At 43.1% G+C, this 18,583-nt stretch carries 17 protein-coding genes and 1 riboswitch; of the genes, 11 read left to right on the forward strand and 6 right to left on the reverse strand.

What is annotated here, in order from left to right:
- Nucleotides 1-99 precede the first annotated feature (99 nt).
- Both ASV53_RS00800 and nhaA read right to left on the reverse strand, forming a co-directional pair.
- Nucleotides 100-363, reverse strand: a complete 264-nt coding sequence (locus tag ASV53_RS00800; protein ID WP_062691276.1) for a hypothetical protein — start codon at nucleotides 361-363, stop codon at nucleotides 100-102.
- Between the two features lies 1 nt (nucleotide 364).
- Complete coding sequence (gene nhaA / locus ASV53_RS00805) at nucleotides 365-1,522, reverse strand: Na+/H+ antiporter NhaA (RefSeq protein ID WP_094955738.1); 1,158 nt, start codon at nucleotides 1,520-1,522, stop codon at nucleotides 365-367.
- Nucleotides 1,523-2,010: 488 nt separating this feature from the next.
- Between nhaA and ASV53_RS00810 the strand changes: the two genes are divergently transcribed.
- The gene (locus tag ASV53_RS00810; protein ID WP_094955739.1) at nucleotides 2,011-3,153 is read left to right on the forward strand and encodes a Na/Pi symporter; all 1,143 of its coding nucleotides are present in this window, start codon (nucleotides 2,011-2,013) and stop codon (nucleotides 3,151-3,153) included.
- Between the two features lie 297 nt (nucleotides 3,154-3,450).
- On the opposite strand, the gene ASV53_RS00815 is transcribed toward ASV53_RS00810, so the two are convergent.
- Nucleotides 3,451-3,837, reverse strand: coding sequence for a DUF805 domain-containing protein (locus ASV53_RS00815; protein ID WP_094955740.1), 387 nt, complete (start codon nucleotides 3,835-3,837; stop codon nucleotides 3,451-3,453).
- A gap of 204 nt (nucleotides 3,838-4,041) precedes the next feature.
- On the opposite strand from ASV53_RS00815, the gene ASV53_RS00820 reads away from it, so the two are divergent.
- On the forward strand, nucleotides 4,042-4,464 hold the full coding sequence (locus ASV53_RS00820; protein WP_083540912.1) for a YcgJ family protein: 423 nt from the start codon (nucleotides 4,042-4,044) through the stop codon (nucleotides 4,462-4,464).
- A 49-nt stretch (nucleotides 4,465-4,513) separates the two neighbouring features.
- Here ASV53_RS00820 and ASV53_RS00825 read toward each other — a convergent pair whose 3' ends face one another.
- Nucleotides 4,514-5,416 carry a LysR family transcriptional regulator gene (locus ASV53_RS00825; RefSeq protein ID WP_094955741.1) on the reverse strand — a complete coding sequence of 301 codons (903 nt, stop codon included), beginning with the start codon at nucleotides 5,414-5,416 and terminating at the stop codon, nucleotides 4,514-4,516.
- A gap of 157 nt (nucleotides 5,417-5,573) precedes the next feature.
- Between ASV53_RS00825 and ASV53_RS00830 the strand changes: the two genes are divergently transcribed.
- Together ASV53_RS00830 and ASV53_RS00835 are read left to right on the forward strand one after the other, a co-directional pair.
- Nucleotides 5,574-7,271 (forward strand): L-lactate permease, encoded by a 1,698-nt coding sequence (locus tag ASV53_RS00830; RefSeq protein WP_094955742.1) that lies wholly within the window; start codon nucleotides 5,574-5,576, stop codon nucleotides 7,269-7,271.
- Between the two features lie 208 nt (nucleotides 7,272-7,479).
- Entirely contained in the window at nucleotides 7,480-8,343 is an 864-nt protein-coding gene (locus ASV53_RS00835; RefSeq protein ID WP_189337799.1) for a bestrophin-like domain, read from the forward strand.
- Nucleotides 8,344-8,398: 55 nt separating this feature from the next.
- Here ASV53_RS00835 and ASV53_RS00840 read toward each other — a convergent pair whose 3' ends face one another.
- On the reverse strand, nucleotides 8,399-9,298 hold the full coding sequence (locus ASV53_RS00840; RefSeq protein ID WP_094955744.1) for a DMT family transporter: 900 nt from the start codon (nucleotides 9,296-9,298) through the stop codon (nucleotides 8,399-8,401).
- 481 nt (nucleotides 9,299-9,779) lie between these two features.
- Here ASV53_RS00840 and ASV53_RS25360 point away from each other — a divergent pair, with 481 nt between their 5' ends.
- The 3 genes from ASV53_RS25360 (at nucleotide 9,780) to ASV53_RS00850 (ending at nucleotide 13,314) form a co-directional block, all read left to right on the forward strand.
- A complete protein-coding gene (locus ASV53_RS25360) occupies nucleotides 9,780-9,947 on the forward strand; it encodes a hypothetical protein (RefSeq protein WP_164488547.1) in 168 nt (55 codons plus the stop codon).
- The gene (locus ASV53_RS00845) at nucleotides 9,947-11,152 is read left to right on the forward strand and encodes an MFS transporter (protein WP_094955745.1); all 1,206 of its coding nucleotides are present in this window, start codon (nucleotides 9,947-9,949) and stop codon (nucleotides 11,150-11,152) included. Before ASV53_RS25360 ends, ASV53_RS00845 begins: the two co-directional genes overlap by 1 nt.
- Before the next feature lie 318 nt (nucleotides 11,153-11,470).
- Nucleotides 11,471-11,642, forward strand: a riboswitch (Lysine riboswitch).
- An 85-nt stretch (nucleotides 11,643-11,727) separates the two neighbouring features.
- A complete protein-coding gene (locus ASV53_RS00850; RefSeq protein WP_062690374.1) occupies nucleotides 11,728-13,314 on the forward strand; it encodes a Na+/H+ antiporter NhaC family protein in 1,587 nt (528 codons plus the stop codon).
- A gap of 497 nt (nucleotides 13,315-13,811) precedes the next feature.
- Here the strand turns inward: ASV53_RS00850 and htpX are convergent, their stop codons facing one another.
- A complete protein-coding gene (gene htpX, locus ASV53_RS00855) occupies nucleotides 13,812-14,690 on the reverse strand; it encodes a protease HtpX (protein ID WP_062688843.1) in 879 nt (292 codons plus the stop codon).
- Between the two features lie 406 nt (nucleotides 14,691-15,096).
- Here htpX and ASV53_RS25365 point away from each other — a divergent pair, with 406 nt between their 5' ends.
- From ASV53_RS25365 to ASV53_RS00870, 4 genes are all read left to right on the forward strand, one after another.
- Complete coding sequence (locus tag ASV53_RS25365) at nucleotides 15,097-15,255, forward strand: hypothetical protein (protein WP_189337800.1); 159 nt, start codon at nucleotides 15,097-15,099, stop codon at nucleotides 15,253-15,255.
- 416 nt (nucleotides 15,256-15,671) lie between these two features.
- Nucleotides 15,672-16,256 carry a GNAT family N-acetyltransferase gene (locus tag ASV53_RS00860; protein ID WP_189337801.1) on the forward strand — a complete coding sequence of 195 codons (585 nt, stop codon included), beginning with the start codon at nucleotides 15,672-15,674 and terminating at the stop codon, nucleotides 16,254-16,256.
- Between the two features lie 194 nt (nucleotides 16,257-16,450).
- Complete coding sequence (locus ASV53_RS00865; RefSeq protein WP_094955746.1) at nucleotides 16,451-17,623, forward strand: MerR family transcriptional regulator; 1,173 nt, start codon at nucleotides 16,451-16,453, stop codon at nucleotides 17,621-17,623.
- A 221-nt stretch (nucleotides 17,624-17,844) separates the two neighbouring features.
- Nucleotides 17,845-18,558 carry an HAD family hydrolase gene (locus ASV53_RS00870; protein ID WP_094955747.1) on the forward strand — a complete coding sequence of 238 codons (714 nt, stop codon included), beginning with the start codon at nucleotides 17,845-17,847 and terminating at the stop codon, nucleotides 18,556-18,558.
- The last annotated feature ends 25 nt before the right edge of the window (nucleotides 18,559-18,583 follow it).

Raw genomic sequence — 18,583 nt, forward strand, 5'->3', positions numbered from 1 at the left:
CCAGACGTGCAGCTTACGCGGCACCTCTAGGGTCTTCAACTTAATCTGTTATTTTTCAAGCAATGAAAGTAGTTTTTAGCGAATCTGAGTCTTAACTACTCAATTCGTTGCATTGACAGACTTCTTTTCATCGACAAGGGTTTTACGATAACGCTCTCCAACTCGCTGCTCCAGTGCGCGAGAACGGAATGAGTCATCCTGTTCCGTCATCACAGTGGTCGTAGCAGCCTTACCGTGGCTAACACCAGCTAAATAAGCCTGACAAAGTTCCGTTTCGCTATCCGTGGTGCAATTCGTATAATCAGGTACAGCTACAGCAGCTGACGACGCGAACACCATCGCAGTGAGAAGATAACGTTTCATATTACGCCTCCGATTTAGGTAGCACGCGGTTTAGCATCATGTAGCCCACGATTGCCGCTACCGTTGACCCAACTAAAATACCTAAACGAGAATAAGTATTGAAGTCTGCTGGCGCACCAGCAAAAGCCAATGAAGAAATAAAGATCGACATGGTGAAACCAATACCACATAGCACCGACACTGCAAAAATATGCTTGAAGTTAATGCCGTCAGGTAGTATTGCTACACCGCTTTTTACTGCGACATAACTTGCAGTAAAGATCCCCAGTGGTTTACCAATGAACAGACCCAGAGCGATACCAACAGGTAACATGCCTGTCATACCTTCTACTGATACACCGTCCAAAGAAATACCTGCATTTGCAAAAGCAAACAGAGGAAGAATCAAGAAAGCAACGTATGGATGTAGTACATGCTCTAGGTGTTTAAGCGGTGAGTGCTTGTCTGAACGACCATCTTTACCACTTAATGGAATCGCAAAGCCTAACACCACACCAGCAAGTGTTGCGTGTACACCTGATTTCAAGACGCTGAACCACAATATCGCACCCACAATTAAGTAGAGTGAGATTTTCGTGACATTTTTAGCGTTCATGATAAATAGTGCCGCTGTTGAAGCAAATGCCACAGCCAATGCCCAAGTAGACAAGTCGCTGCTGTAGAACAAAGCGATAATCACGATAACACCAAGGTCATCAATAATCGCCAGCGCTAACAGGAACACTTTTAAGCTAACGGGTACACGTTTACCCAGTAACGCCATAATACCCAATGCAAATGCAATATCAGTTGCAGCAGGGATCGCCCAACCTGTAATCGCGACAGGATCTGAGTAGTTAAATAGTACATACACTAACGCTGGTGCAATCATACCGCCAACAGCTGCAAGTGCAGGGAAAATCGCTTTTTCTTTCGTATTCAGCGCACCTTCAATAAGTTCGCGCTTTACTTCCAATCCGATAAGCATAAAGAAGATAGCCATTAAGCCATCATTGATCCAATGCTCTACAGATAGGCCAGCAACATAGGAATGAAGCGTACCTGAGTAAACTGATTGTAATGGTGAGTTCGCAATAACCATTGCGATAGCTGCTGCGATAATAAGGATAATACCGCCAGCAGACTCTAATTTTAAAAATTTACGAATAGCATCGGTCATTGACCGTCACTCCTTGTGAACAAAAACAATTTTCACAAAATACATTGTGTTTCGTTAGTGTAATCGGCAATACCGCTTTCTGAGAAATCGTTTGTTTAGAGCTAATACATCGTAAATACCGAATAATTAGAGCCATAACCAAGTAATATCCGCAGAATAAATTTTCAGATAATCCGCAACTGTCATATTCCTCCACTACAAATCCGAGTTTTCCTGTTTTTTATTACTGATATTAATAATTCATTCAGGATAAAAACCTAAATCCTAACACCACTAAACATTCTCAAAAAACGACTTTAATCATGACGTTATATATTAATACCACCACTTCTGACTAAAAGCTGAATTTTCTCATCTCTCATAAAATAAGCACAAAAGTGCCTTGTAATTAAAAGTGTCATATTTCTGAAATATTAGCCCTCTACCATCGCGGCAGATTTCAACAAAATGACACCCAAACGACATCCTATTGTCATGGAGAAATGATTATGAATACCCAAGCCACTACTGCTGCGCCACAAAACAGCTCTATGCGTTGGGTCCGCTGGGCTAACCTAGCGTTCATGCTGTACATTCTGCTTGTTGCTGTATCTATGGTCAGCAGCGGCTTTAAATGGTCTGTTGGTGAGCAAGCAAAAACTTTATTTGAATTTGCCTCTCACCCTGTAGCAGGCTTAATGATTGGCTTAGTAGCAACGGCACTTATCCAATCTTCAAGCACGGTGACATCAATCATTGTAGGTCTAGTGGCAGGTGGTTTACCTGTAGAAACCGCGATTCCTATGGTTATGGGTGCCAATATTGGTACAACGTTAACCAACACCTTGGTAAGTTTAGGCCATGCGCGTTGTAAAGAAGAATTCCGTCGTGCCTTTGCAAGTGCAACCGTACATGACTTCTTTAACCTATTGGCTGTTTCTATCTTCCTACCGTTAGAAATGATGTTCGGCATACTAGACAAAATTTCAACGTGGTTAGTATCACCATTGCTGGATGCAGGCGACATGAGCATGAAGGGATTAAACTTCATGAAACCGCTGACTCAGCCTGCTGTTGACCTTGTAAAAGGCCCACTAAGCACATTTGGTAACATGGGTGGTGTTGCACTTATCGTTATCGGTATTGCGCTTATCTTTATTGCGATTACGGCAATGGGTAAACTTATGCGTAGCCTTATGGTTGGCCGTGCAAAAGACATCCTAAAGAGCGCAATTGGTCGTGGTCCGCTACATGGCATCGCATCAGGTACTGTTGTTACTATCCTTGTTCAGTCGTCTTCTACGACAACAAGTTTGATGGTGCCACTAGTAGGTACTGGTGTACTAAAAGTACGTGAAGTTTACCCTTTCACTTTGGGTGCAAACATTGGTACATGTATCACTGCGTTACTAGCGGCAACCGCTATCTCTGGTGATAACGCAGTATTCGCACTACAAATTGCATTAGTACACTTAGTTTTCAACATACTAGCAACTGTACTTATCTTTGGTGTGCCATTCCTACGTGAATTACCGCTGAAAGGCGCATTCTACCTAGGTGACCTAGCAACCAAGAGCAAAGCAGCTGTATTTGGTTACATTAGTTTAGTGTTTGGTATTCTACCACTGACCATCCTAGGCCTAACGGCGTAAGATTGATTCGTAAGTTACAATCTAGATAACAATCGAGTAGGAGGAGGCCTCACGGCCTCCGTCCTCTCACACCACCGTACAAGCGTGGGTCGCATACGGCGGTTCCAGCTATGTTTTGCCATTTGCTTCCTTCAGATTCCACCTCACGATGGACACCCTTGCATAGGCTAACGCTTCCTGCTCGACAAGGCACGTAGAGGACTTTCACCTCCTAGGTTGACACCATGCTCGGCGCACAACAACAAAAGGCAGACCTTGAGTCTGCCTTTTTTGTCGCATTACAGTCGCTAATGTCGTCTAACCACTAAATTGGGCATCTTCAATCTGCTTAGGATTTGGACCATACTCGTTAGACTGCGCCTCGCTGTCTTTAACGAAAAAGTACAGCAATACAAGTGCACCAATAACAGGAATAATCACAATAAACATCCACCAGCCAACCCGACCTGTATCATGCAAACGTCTTACGCCAACAGCGATTGTTGGGATCATCACAGCAAAAGAATAGATAGAGCCCAAAATACCCGCTCCATCAGCAGATCCTGGTGTATGAAGTAGGTTATCTACCACAGCTAAACATAATGCAATCACAAGGTTAACTAAGAAGAAATACCAATACTCTTTTCGACGAGCTCTTCCTTTGAAAACAGCATAATTCTTTAAAACGTGTAAATACCAGCTCATAGACCTTCCTCTTAATATTTGCTGCTATATCTTGCTTTATTAATTGTTAGCATAAAACAGACGTTATGAAGTCGCTAAATAAATCGTTGAAATGTAAGAATGCAATATAGCTAAACAAGACAACATCAACGCATATTAGAGACAGCATTCTACCCGATTTACGATAAGCTAAATGGACATGCTCTTCACAAATAAGGCAATGCAATGCAGTTTATCAAGCACTTAGTCCGATATTCCTTCGTTTTTGGCGCGGCTTACTTTACGCACCTTACCTTTGCAACCAGCCCACCAGCACCTGAACTAGAGAAGCCAACGACAGTAACAACATTAGCTGCTGGGATATTTTCCCCTGAGCAAGGCATTATTTGTGATGAAAAAGCAGGGTTCTGTGTCGATGGATTTGGTATTTCAATGGCTTTTACCCAATCTTACTTAGGTGACGATGCACAGAATAAGATGCTAAAAATGATAGAAGAGGTTGGCGGAAGCGACAACTTCGACAGTAGCCGCTTTTCATTTAGTAACAAGGTTTATTGTGATTCTGCCGAGCGTGCCTGTTTTGATGATCGCTATAGCGAGACCAAACAAATCCCCTTTACTGATACCTTATTCGCCGAAGAAAAATAATACGGTAAGCTCGCGACTCATAGCATGAAAGCGAGCCACTAATGATGCATTAAAAATAGTGGCCAATAACGAGATAACGCGCACGAATATGCTCTATTAGTAACCTGATTTTTTGCGGTGGTTGGCGAGTGAACGGGTAAACTGCATAAATGCCTAGCCGCTTACCAACTTGCTTAGGGAATAAATCCATTAAATCCCCTTTCATCAAATCGTGATACACCAAACACCTTGGTACATAAGCAATACCGTGACCGCCTAAGGCTGCTTTACGTAATGCTCCCGCGTTATTGGTTGAGAAGTTACCACTGATCCGCACGATATAATTACCGCTATCTCTTTTAAACAACCACTCCGCTGCACCTGTTGTTTGGTAAGCATACTGTAAGCAATTATGGTTCACTAAATCCTCGGGATGCTGCGGTTTTCCGTTTCGGCTAATATAGGCAGGTGCCGCGCATATTACCCATTGCGAATCTAGAATATGGCGTGCAATTAGGTTGGAGTCTTCGAGGTGACCGGTTCTGATCACTAAGTCAAAACCATCATCAATCAAATCCACAAACTTATTATCAAGCGACATATCCACTGTCATCCCCGGATTTTGCACGCAAAAATCCGCAACTGCATCTGCTAAAAGTAGGTCTCCCGAGATAGTAGGCACTGACATTTTCACATGTCCAGTCACTTTTTCACCAAACCCTGCCACAGTATCTATTGCCTCTACCGCTGCCTGCTTCACATTTTTAGCACCTTGATAAAGTAATTTTCCAGCCTCACTCACCGTTAACTTTCGTGTACTTCGGTACAAAAGTTGTACTCCAAGGCTTTCCTCTAATCGCGCTATCCGCTTGCTAACAACTGAGTTTGTAAGGCTGTTTTGCTCTGCTACTCGACTAAAAGAGCCGAGCTCCACAACCTGTGCAAACAGGATCAAGTCATCTGTTTTAACCATGATTTATCAACTTTTGGAAATAATCTTTTTCATTATTCCCCTATATTAAGAAAAATGAAAGGAGTACCGTCACATTTGATTTACATAATCCACACAAACACAACAATAATATTACTCTAACGTTAAAACAAAACGGCTGTACGAAGGATGTACTCTAATGACTGATACCCTACTCGCTTTACTCGCCTTTTCGCCGATAGTGCTCGCCGCTATCTTACTGGTTGGCCTTAACTGGCCAGCAAAACATGCTATGCCTGTCGCCTTTGGTCTAACGGTTATTATTGCCTTATTCGGTTGGGATATGTCTGCCAACCGTGTATTGGCATCCAGTATCCAAGGCTTAATGATCACCATTGCGGTGTTGTGGATAGTGTTCGGTGCCATCTTCTTGTTAAACACTTTAAAGCACACCGGCGCTATCACAACTATTCGTAATGGTTTTACCGATATCTCTACCGACCGCCGTGTTCAAGCCATTATCATTGCATGGTGTTTTGGATCCTTCATTGAAGGCGCATCAGGCTTTGGTACTCCAGCAGCCATTGCGGCACCGCTATTGGTTGCCATTGGTTTCCCAGCCCTTGCTGCCGTACTAATGGGCATGATGATCCAATCAACCCCCGTTTCTTTTGGTGCTGTCGGAACACCTATCATCGTAGGTGTCAATAAAGGGCTAGATACTCATAACATCACAGAAACATTAGTGGCTAATGGCTCAACGTGGGATGTGTACTTACAGCAAATCACCACGAACGTTGCATTAATCCACGCCTGTGTTGGCACATTAATACCTGTGCTTATGGCGATGATGCTAACGCGCTTTTTTGGTAAAAACAGAAGCTGGACTGAAGGGCTAGATATTCTACCATTCGCTATTTTTGCAGGTTTAGCTTTTACTATTCCTTACGCATTAACAGGTGCATTACTTGGCCCAGAGTTCCCATCTTTGATTGGTGGCTTAGTGGGATTGGCCATTGTGGTAACTGCGGCGAAAAAAGGCTTTTTAGTACCTAAGTCAAAGTGGGATTTTGAAAGTGAAGACAAATGGCCAGCAGAGTGGTTAGGTTCTCTCAAAATTGAAATCAAAGAGACAACGGGTAAGCCGATGAGCCTGGCGCTGGCATGGGCACCTTATGTACTGTTAGCTGTAATATTGGTTGCTAGTCGCGTAAGTAAAGACTTCAAAGGTATGTTGACCGATGTCAGCTTCTCGTTGAGTAATATCTTAGGTGAGTCTGGGATCAGTGCTGCAATCCAGCCGCTATACTTACCGGGTGGGATTCTAGTGTTTGTTGCGCTGCTTGCGGTATTGCTGCAATCACGCCAAGTCAGCCCATTATTTAAAGCTTTTGGCGAATCAAGTAAAACCCTGATTGGCGCTGGTTTTGTACTGATTTTTACTATCCCTATGGTACGTATTTTCATTAACTCTGGCGTCAATGGTGCTGATTTAGCCAGCATGCCAGTAACCACTGCGAACTTTGCATCTGGCTTAGTCGGTGAGTTCTTCCCTGCCCTTAGCGCGACCATAGGCGCATTAGGCGCATTCATCGCAGGTTCTAATACCGTATCTAACATGATGTTCAGCCAATTCCAATTTGAAGTGGCACAAACGTTAAGTATCTCAAGTGCGGCTGTTGTTGCCTTGCAAGCAGTAGGTGCAGCGGCGGGTAATATGATTGCGATTCACAATGTGGTTGCCGCATCAGCTACGGTTGGCTTGCTAGGCCGTGAAGGCGCAACATTGCGTAAAACGATTATCCCAACTTTCTACTACCTTGTTATGACGGGTATTATCGGCTTAGTCATCATTTATGGCTTCAATATTAGCGATCCGCTGATATTGGCTCATTAACGATAGTCGTTAATACCAGCTTAAGATCTGATCTCAACCTAAAATAGATTAACGATAAAATAAGCCAAGAAAAGGACTTCTTGGCTTATTTTTTTACCACTGATTAAGCCTTTTTCCTGCCATATTCCAGCCGTGTCTATCATCCAAGACACGCAGACAAAGTGTCGCCAGCTATACTGTAATCACCTTGTGCACATAAGGAATTGATGTGGTGATAGAATCGCTTCCTACTTTCGTTGGCTTAGCCACCGTTATCAGTATTTCCGCACTAATTGCAGTGCTATTCACCACCATTATCCACTATGCTGTTCATCCCGCCCGTACCGATGAAAATGCCCAACTTTGCTCAACGCTATCCACACGTCTAGGCGCCATTCAGGCATTCATTCTTGCGCTGGCATTCAATTCTGTTTTTTCTGAATACAACGAATTACGCGAATCAATTGATCAAGAGGCAATGGTGATCTCTTTGGTCTTGGAAGATTTGGGGGAAGAACTCCCCAGTGAACATGCCCTCTCTAGCATCGCGACACTCGCAAACTATGTCTATGCCGTGATTGAAGAAGATTGGGTAGCTAAAGATCCATTAGCAAGTAACCTTACCGCTGATCATGCTCTGTATGATTTACGACGTTTGCTTGATGCTATTCCTCGTAACCCTGACATTGTTGAAACAACCACAGAAATAGACAGCCTGCTAGATGAGATAGAACGGCTACGCATGCAACGTTTGTTTGACTACGACGATGATCTACCGCCTTTATTTTGGGTCATGGTTATTGGGTTATTTTTCTTAGCACTGATCCCTATGAGCTATTTTAAACAAACCAAGATCAGCATGTTTTATCTATCTGCATATGGTGCTGCAACGGGCATGGTAATGTACGCTATTTTAATTTACTCACAGCCCTTCCAAACCAGCTTAACCGTTGGCAACCAACCGTTTAAGCAAGTCCTGCATTCGATAGAGAATGAATATAAATTGCTGAAAAATCGCACGGATGATCCCAATGACCGTCGCTTGCCCGAGGTCAAATCCATGCAAGCGACGCCTTATCAGCGTGAACGCTAATACACTGCAAAGCAAAAAAAACTATCACACTAAGCAGCCATGCGACTAGCCAACACTAGGACGAATGAAGATCAGAGCGTTTAAGAAATGCTCGAATTTTAGGGTTAGATAAACCACGGTACAGCAGCAAAGAAAACAGGATCATTGTACAGCCTATTACCTTAGCGGCAGGCATCGCTTCTTTGTACCATAAAATGCTCAATAGCACCGTCCAAATCGGCTCCAAGATCATGATGATCGCAGCATTGGCTGCCGTGACCCGTTGTTGACCCATGGTTTGAGTTAGGTAACGTAAGCTGGTAGCAAACAACACGCTTAATGCAAACCACCCCCAAATCGTCGGTGGGATCGTCGTTGGCCAAGTTTCAACAAATAACGATAGAATTAGTCCTAGCAGACCTGTCACGAACAATTGAATGCATGTTAGTAGCATTACAGGCATACGCTGAGCAAAGCGACTATTAAAGTTAAAATGCAATGCCAAAAAGAAGGCAGCAAGTAAGAACCACAATTGGCTTATAGATCCTTGCCAGCCTTGTGAAAGTGATAACAGCATTAAACCGACAATGGCAAACGGTAACGACAACCAAAACTCACGGACAGGCTTGTGCTTAAAGAGTACCCACGCCACTAACGGTGCAAGCAATACCGACAGGCTCATAATAAAAGCCCCTTCCCCTAAGGTATCGCTGATTGAAATTGCATAAATCCAGCACAATAATGCACCACCGAGCAAACAACCTACCGACATAGAGCGCAGGACATCGCCAAGTGCAACCGTTTTAAAATGCTTGAAACAAAAAGGAAGTAGGATCAGTGAGGCAGTAAAAAAACGTAACCCCATAAAGCCAAATGGTGGCAAACCTTGAATCACTTCTTTCGAAAAGATCCAGCCAGCGGAAGCGCAAAATGTTGTAAAGAGGAGTAAGAACTCAGCACGTCTTTCGAGGGTCATTTAATGATTTATCTTAAACAAAAATGGAGCAATGAGGAATAACGCGCATTGTATGATGATTTTGCAAAAAAACGATTAGTTTCACGATGAACCGAGTGATTTATCACAAAGATCATCACACTTTATACTCCTGAATGTTAATTCTGATTGCCAAAATACCTATAACCAGCTTAGATGTCAGAAAAAACCTTCTTGTGAATAAACTTTCAAAACACATCCTCCAGCGACATACCTCTTCATCCGGTTCATACTGAAGATACCGATATTTTGCATCGTTGCGGCTTCAAACCGCTTGACTCAACAGTCCGATTTTTCAACAATTAGACAGGTAAACGTTGAAGAAACCATCTTTATTTTACACGGAAGTTAACCTCTCATATTTCATGCAATTTATGCATAACCTTCCTGATTTTTATTCATTTGTTTCATTAACTAGGTTTCTTTAATATCCGCGCCTCGCAATTTCGCGTATGAGGCACTGATGTTTTCACAATCACTTTTTGCGCAGTTAAGCCGTATGGTTTTACTGCTCATCATTACCCTTATTGGCGTTCATCATTGTCAGCCTTTGTTAGATGCACTCGCGCAGCATGCTGTCCATGCTGGTTGTCATCAATCAAATTCGGATTCACATACAGAGCACCATTAATGAGTATTTTTCGTTTTCCACTTTTAGTATGGATGGGAATAGGGACATTAATTTTTAGCCTTGGGATTAGGCAATCTTTTGGTATCTTCATGATGCCAATCTCAGATACATTTCAAACTGGCCGTGAGTTCTTCAGCTTTGCGATTGCCCTACAAAACCTGTTATTTGGCATGTTCCAACCTTTTATTGGCATGGCATCGGATCGCTGGGGACCACGACGCATTATTATGCTTGGGGCTGTTGCCTATGGTGCAGGACTGTACCTAACGTCAATCGCGACTGAGCCAAGCATGCTCTATGTCACTATTGGCATGTTGATCGGCCTTGGTTTAAGCGCAACCAGCTATGTGATCGTACTTGGGGCTATTGCACGCGTAGTACCTGCTGAACACACAGCAAAAGCATTTGGCCTAACCACCTCTGCGGGTTCGTTTGGTATGTTTGCGGTTATCCCTGGTGCACAATCGCTACTGACACATTTTGACTGGCAAACCGCATTACAAATTTTTGCTTTGGCTTGCTGCTTAATGATCGCATTCGCAAGCTTTATGAAAACAGAAAGTGCTAACAGTAAAGGCGTTGTTGAAGATCCACAAACACTGAAACAAGCCTTGTCTGAAGCCTTCAACCACAAGGGCTATTGGCTAATTCATGCGGGTTTCTTCGTATGTGGTTTTCATGTGATGTTTATTGCCACCCACTTACCTAGCTATTTGGCCGATAAAGGCTTACCCGGCAATATTGCCGCTATGGCATTGGCCTATGTAGGTATTTTTAATATCTTCGGGTCGTATTTTTGGGGCGTAATGGGCGATAAGTTTGACAAACGTTATGTCATGACTTCGCTGTACCTTGTTCGTACTGTGGTTATTGCAGCCTTTGTTACTTTACCTGTGACTGAGCACACCGCAGCTATATTTGGTGGTGCGATTGGTTTTTGTTGGTTAGGTACAGTGCCGTTAACCTCTGGCTTAGTTCGTCAGATCTTCGGCGCGCGCTACTTATCAACCTTATACGGTTTAGTTTTCTTTACACACCAAGTGGGTAGCTTCTTAGGTGCTTGGGTCGGTGGTCGAATTTACGATTACTACGGTTCGTATGAACCTATTTGGTGGTCGACTGTAGTGCTGGCTTTCATTGCGGCATTACTTCACCTTCCAATCAACTGCAAACCAGTTACTCGCTTGAAGGCGGCGTACAGTTAATCTGTAGTAATAAAGCTTTCAGATAGCACAACAGTAAGCACTTGGCTGCATAATAATTTATTCAGCCAATATTTCCCTACGTTCACCCTCCATTTTATCACTTCCGCCTAACAACAACTCTGCGCACACTTTGTTGCTAAAAAGTACCTGAGACATTCACAAAACGAACAATCCTCAATCATCTATTTGATATGTTTATCATCACAATCAAAAAAATTGCATTTAACTGTGAATAAAGCGGATTATTTGATGACTAAAATATTCAACCACATATAATACCAACACTAGGCATTTCATTGGTATAATGGAGTTTGCCAACCCTAAAGTAGAGGCGCGCTGCCTAAAAGTATCCGAGTGGAGGGTGATTCCTTTGATGCCGGAGAAAGGAGCCAGCGCCGAAGTGACTGTGACTATCAACCTCAGTCGCTGGGTCTGTGCCGAATAGGTACAGAACTGCCATAGGTTTTTACTATGGAGCGCTGCCAGAAGGGGTAACAAGTGATCGTTATTATGCTTCTTAGTTACTCGTCCTTTCGGTAGATCTCCACCTTATATGTTGTAGGTGAACTGAGATCATGAACCTTTTTGATTTTTCGGACTCTCTTTGGTCCGTACTGCCCGCTATGATAGCGGTCATCCTTGCTGTTTCCACGCGTCGTGTTTTGCTATCTCTCGGCACAGGTATCGCAGCTGGTGCATTAATGCTTAACCATTATTCGCCGCTAGACACCCTTCACTATTTAGTCGGCAAAGTCTTAGCCATCGTATGGAGTGACGGCACGCTAAACGGCGACAATGTAAATATGATTATTTTCATGTTATTGCTTGGTGCGCTGATTAGCTTAATGAGTGTTTCTGGTGCGACGCAAGCTTTTGCCGATTGGGCTTCGGTTCGCTGTAAAGACCGCCGCAGTGCTAAGTCGCTAACGGGTTTAATGGTGTTTGTTTTCTTTATTGATGATTTCTTCCATAGCCTTTCCGTTGGTGCTATTTGCCGCCCAGTGACAGACCGCTTCAAAATCTCCCGCGCTAAACTTGCTTACCTACTCGACTCTACTGCCGCTCCTGTTTGTGTTTTGATGCCTATTTCATCTTGGGGTGCTTATATCATCGCACTTGTCGGTGGCATTATGGTTGCACATAACGTAACAGACCAAAGCCCTATCGCTGCGTTTGTAGAAATGATGCCAATGAACTTATACGCCGTGTTCACCCTTGTTATGGTGATATGCGTTATTTTCTTCCAGTTAGACATTGGCCCAATGCGTAAGCACGAAGCAAGAGCACTAGAAGGTCAGCTTTGGGACGAATCACAAGGTAAACCTGCAGGCCTAGACGTAGAAGTACCTGAAGATGCTAAAGGCGGCATGATTGATATGGTATTGCCTATCTTCACACTAACCGCTGCGACTGTTTTCTTTATGGTGCAATCTGGCGCTGAAGTACTTGCCGCAAATGGCCGCGCATTTAGCGTTATTGGTTCATTTGAAAATACCAATGTTGGTTCATCACTGGTTTACGGTGCGATTTGTAGTTTAGTGGTTTCAGTTGGTTTGGCACTACGCTTGAAAATGAGCGCAAGTACGTGGCTTAAAGCTGCACCTCAAGGTATCTCTGCGATGATGCCTGCCATTGTTATTTTATTCTTCGCTTGGACTATTGGTGCTGTTGTTCGCGACATGCAAACAGGTATTTACTTAGCGTCTATGGCTAATGGTAATTTACCTATCGAATTGTTACCGGCGCTGGTATTCGTTTTATCTTGTGCAATGGCGTTTGCGACAGGTACAAGTTGGGGTACGTTCGGTATCATGCTGCCACTCGCAGGTGATATTGCAGCAGCAAGTGACATTGCGATGCTACTACCTATGCTGTCTGCTGTACTAGCAGGTGCGGTATTTGGGGATCACAGTTCGCCAATCTCAAGTACCAGTATTCTGTCTGCAACAGGTGCAGGCTGCCACCATATGGATCATGTGCTGACTCAGCTTCCATACGCCTGCTCTGTCGCATTTGGCGCACTACTAGGCTACTTAGCAATTGGGTACACTCATTCTGCGTGGGCAGGTCTGGCCGTCAGTGGTATCTGGTTCTTAGGTTTCTGTATTTTTGCAATGCGCAAAGTACAACCTGCGATGGCGAGTGAACCTGTTACAAACTAAGCGAGTTACCCTCAACGCTATCCACGGTTGAAATAGAAGAGCAAAGCTATAATGGCTTTGCTCTTTTTTTATATCGATATTGTGGCTCCCTCATCAATATCAACTCAGATAAGTCAGTGTGCAGTTTTCTGCTTAATCGATGTTACGTAGAAAAAGACACATAGAATAAAGCGTAGATTTTGTAGTTCGTTATTCGACTTACAAAATTTATAACCCGATTGTCAGGGGCGTGTTTTAACCAGCAAAAACGATAAATTACTTAGCTGGCTTAGTATCCCATTAAGCGTTACCTATCATAACTACGATAGATTTAATTATCCCTTCGAAGTCAGGAAGTCAGGAAGTCAGGAAGTCAGGAAGTCAGATTATCAAATCTTCAGCAACAAAAAATGCCAATCAGCAAAACTGACTGGCATTCGATTTGTACGTGTTACGCGCTTCTATTACTAGCTGCGTAGCTTCAATATTCCGAGAGCTAACTCTTAATCAATTACCGATTAAAGGTGCTCACCACGGCGTAGTGCGTCGATACGTTTTTCTAACGGTGGGTGTGTCATGAATAGCTCAGACAGTGACTTCTTACCGTTAATACCAAACGCCATCATAGAGCCTTCAAGCTGTGGCTCTTGGCTCATTTTTAAACGCTCTAGCGCGGCAATCATCTTTTGTTTACCTACTAGGTGAGCCGAACCTGCATCCGCTTTAAATTCACGGTGACGGCTGTACCACATGGTCAAGATGCTCGCCAAGAAGCCGAACAATACTTCCATGATAGAAGAGACGATAAAGTAAGTCATGTAGCTACCACCCTCGCCCTCTTCATCGTTACTGTTTACGCCACTGATAGCACCAGCAACTAAACGAGAGACGAAAATAACAAAGGTATTCACTACACCTTGCATCAAGGTCATCGTCACCATATCGCCATTCGCAATGTGGCTGATTTCGTGCGCTAGTACAGCTTCAGCTTCATCACGTGTCATGCTGTGCATCAAACCTGTTGATACCGCAACCAATGAATCATCGCGCTTTGCACCTGTCGCAAAAGCATTGATGTCAGCAGAGTCGTAAATCGCTACCGTTGGCATACCGATGCCCGCTTTTTGTGCTTGGCGAGAAACGGTTTCAATTAGCCAATGTTCAGTTTCATTGCGAGGGTGTTCAATTACTGCACCGCCCACTGAACGCAACGCCATCTTCTTCGACATGAATAGAGAGAACAGCGAGCCACCAAAACCAAATAGTGCCGCCATAACAAGCAAGCCAGAAAGACTGCCCGGCTGCATACCTGTGACAGCATAAACAATGTTCAAGACGACACTGAATACCAACATAACGGCAAGGTTGGTTGCCAAAAACAATGCAATACGCTTCATATTTTTAGTTATCTCCAATAAAAAGAAGCTTCAACAGCTTTATTGCTAATATGCCATTACATCTGTAGACACACTGTATCGGTGTATACGTAAAAAGCATTTAACGAGTTATCTATATAGTATGGTCGATCAAAGTGATTACAAGTGAAAGTAGCAAATTGTTACTTTTCGTTAGCTAATATACATTTCGCATCTAACCGATGATCGCTAGTCTATTGTATAGAAAGAGTTTTCTATACAACAATAGCTATTAAGACTAAGTTACAAATTAACTACTCTGGCTGATTAAATGCTGAACAAAGTGTTTTTTTATTAGTATAAGACCTTAGTCGTATTGCATAGATCATGCTAGTTAGCTATTGTCGATAACATATAGAACGAATGTCATATCTATCAAGGAGGAAAAATGGCAGACCAAGAGAATTACCAAGTTGCAATTGATATCCTTCGCTGCCATCTGGGCATGACTGCAGATGAAGCGCACAAAGAACTTGGTTTAGATCAGTCGAGCACACAACAGCTATCTTCAACACAAGAAGCACTTATTGGTTTAACTCAAGACTAAAATCTGTTCTTCAACGTTATAGCTTGCTCAGATGAATCCCCTGTCACTCGCGGGGGATTTTTGTTTCTTGCTTCCTTTCTAATGCCGACCTACACACCCTACTTTTAATTCATCGCCACTCAAAACATCGCTACCCAAAGATCCTACTCACCAAGAAAAGCCTTTCTCGTACGATCGTTATACCAATCGGGATAAGTAAGTGGTTTTAACCAGCAAAGACGAACAGTTACTTTGCTAGATTGGTATTACATCTCATAAAAGTGTCGGAAATATTCAATCAGTCTTACGCACTCTTCACTATCATCACCTTGTAATATCCATTCCATGGATTAGCTAGTCAGACATTGCGCAGGAAAAGCAAGAATGATTTGATAATCGATGAGCTTGGTATAATTCCAATTATAAGGTTTACAACATTGTCTACTCTATCTCTTAAAAAAGGTCAGCCTGTTGCGTTAACGTCAACGCTGAATATGTCATTAATTACCCAAAGCGACTTACCTGACATTATCGATATGCTTGGGAATCCAGCGGTAAACGAATACCTATTTTTTGCCCCTGCGCCCGTTGAAGTTTATGAAGGTTTCTTTGGTCCAATTATAGAAAACACCGAAAGTGCAATAGCTGCAGGTGAATGGCCAGAACAACTCACCGTCGTTATTCGTAACACGAAAGGCACATACATGGGCATGGCAGGACTGCCGTCGGTGATGTTCTTAGAAGGCAATTTTGAAGTTGGTTACCAGCTAGCAGAGCATGCTTGGGGACAAGGCATTGCCACTCAAGCCGCACAATACTTAACAGCACTTGCATTTAACGAGCTTAACGCTCACAAAGTAACAGCTGACTGTTATGCCAGTAATGTAGGCTCGTACAAAACGTTAGAGAAATGCGGTTTCAACCGCGAAGGCTGCCAAAAAGATTACTACAAAGTTGAAAACGGCTTTGTTGATCGCCTGCATTACGGTATGACAAAAGTTGATTTTTTTGCTAAAAACTAGCAACGTAAAAGCCTAACAAATATCGTTCACATCATTACGCTTCCGTGATGATGTGGCTCTATCTCCCACCCAATTCACGATCTTCTATGCTTTTCACCTCACCATCAATAAATTAGTTCGACTATTAGTATTGACCTGTCTATAGCTTTACAGTTTACAGTGCCTTGATTCAAACAATCGTGTGGAGACAAACAGTGTATCGAATTTCAGAACTCGCAGAACAAGTGGGCTTGTCACGCACTGCTCTACTCTATTATGAGAAACAACAACTCATTAAGGGGCATCGCCTCGACAACGGTTATCGCGTGTACAGCGATAAAGATTTACAGCGGATCCGCCTTATTCAGCAACTGCAATCTGGTGGGTTAACACTCAAAGAATGTAAAGCGTGCTTAGAAGCAAAAGTGGATCGTCAGCTGCTTAAAAATCGCTTACAAGAATTGGATAGAGAGATTGCGCGAAAGCAGCAGTCTCGTCAATTACTCGCCGCATTACTGGGTGAAGGTGACCTAAAAGCATGGCATGAGAACATCGATAAAGTCGCGCCTGATGCACACTTAGACTGGTTAATTAAGCAAGGTTTTACTGAAAAAGAAGCTTTGCGATTGAAATGGTTATCAAAAGACATGAACGAACACGACACTTACATGGCCGACTTTATGAAGGTCTTTGAAACACTTGAACGCTGGGGGCCAGGCAACGACAGTGAAACGCTTCAAGCGTTATCTATATTACCTGATCAGCCTAAAAACATTCTTGAAATCGGTTGTGGCAAAGGGCTAGCCACCACCGTATTGGCAAATAATACAGATGCATCAATTACTGTTGTTGATAATGAAGATTCTGCGTTAGAGAAGCTTTCAGAGCGTTTCAAGGCAATGGACTTAGTATCTCGACTAACCACAGTTTCAGCCAGCATGACAGAGCTTCCCTTTGCTCCTGCAAGCTTTGACTTAATTTGGGCTGAGGGGAGCGCGTATATTATGGGTACGACCAATGCTCTTTCTCAATGGAAACCACTGCTTATCGATGATGGGTTCATGATGCTCAGTGACTTAGTCTGGTTAACCGATACACCTAATGAAGAAGCGATCAATTTCTGGCAGAAAGAATACCCAGATATGCAGCCAATAGCGACACGATTAGCACAAATCAATACCGCAGGTTTTGACGTCATCGAGCACTTCACACTCAGTAAAAAAGCATGGCAAAACTACTATGAACCGCTCAAGGCTCGTGTGGAAGCACTTAGAGATGAAATGCCTGATTCTGTCGCGCTTGAAGATATTAGTAAAGAAAATAACATCTACACCAATTACCTTGGCCAATTTGGCTACCAGATGTTTATATTAAGAAAGCGACGCTAATTATTTGCCTATTCACATCATTTCAATAGTGTCATGGTGTGAGTTCCCCCTCTAACAAACTCAAATAATTTCGCTTATATTCTGAATAAAGCAATCAACTCACTGTTTCCCTGCATCGACGTTTTAAGCCTGTTTCAACTTACATTTTCCGTTATATTTACTGCACAACAGAACAACACCTAGCCGTTTGCGCGACTGGGTATCAAAGTACGAGAAAACAAATGAAGCTAGATGCCATCCTTTGGGATTATGACGGAACACTCGTAAACTCAGTACCCAAAAATATAGATATTACTAAACACATTTTATCCATTGTTGCACCCCACCTAACGGGAGACAACCTGCCAGAATGCCTCCAAAGTGAAGTTGCCTATCATCAAGTAAACCATGCAGCTAAAAACTGGCAAGATCTGTATGTTCGTTATTACGGTATGACTGAATCTGAAATGTTAGTGGCAGGTTCGTTATGGTCGGAGCATCAACTGAGCAACACGACGCCAGTCCAACTGTTCTCTGACGTAGACAGTACTATTAAAGATTTAGCCTCGATCCCGCATGGTATCTGTTCGCAAAATGCTTCAAACAACATCGTTAATGTATTGAATACAGCGCAAGTCGACTCTTACTTTAAAGCCGTTATTGGCTACGATGATGTGTCTAGTACAGGGCAAAAACCATCACCAGAAAGTGGCTTGCTGTGTTTGAACCAGCTATTCGATAACCCTGAAAGCAAAACCATTATGTATATTGGCGACCATGAAGCTGATGTGCAGTTTGCCAGAAATATACATACTGCATTGGGCGAAAACGCGCGCGTTATTGCTGTTGCCGTAACCTACAGTGGTGCAACACCTGAACGTTGGGCTACTCAACCAGATTTCATTATTCACACGCCAACGGAATTAACCACTCTTTGTGAACAGTATTCATTATAGCTACCACTATTTACAATCTCCTCTG

The organism is Photobacterium sanguinicancri (genome assembly GCF_002265265.1).
Lineage (GTDB): Bacteria > Pseudomonadota > Gammaproteobacteria > Enterobacterales > Vibrionaceae > Photobacterium > Photobacterium sanguinicancri.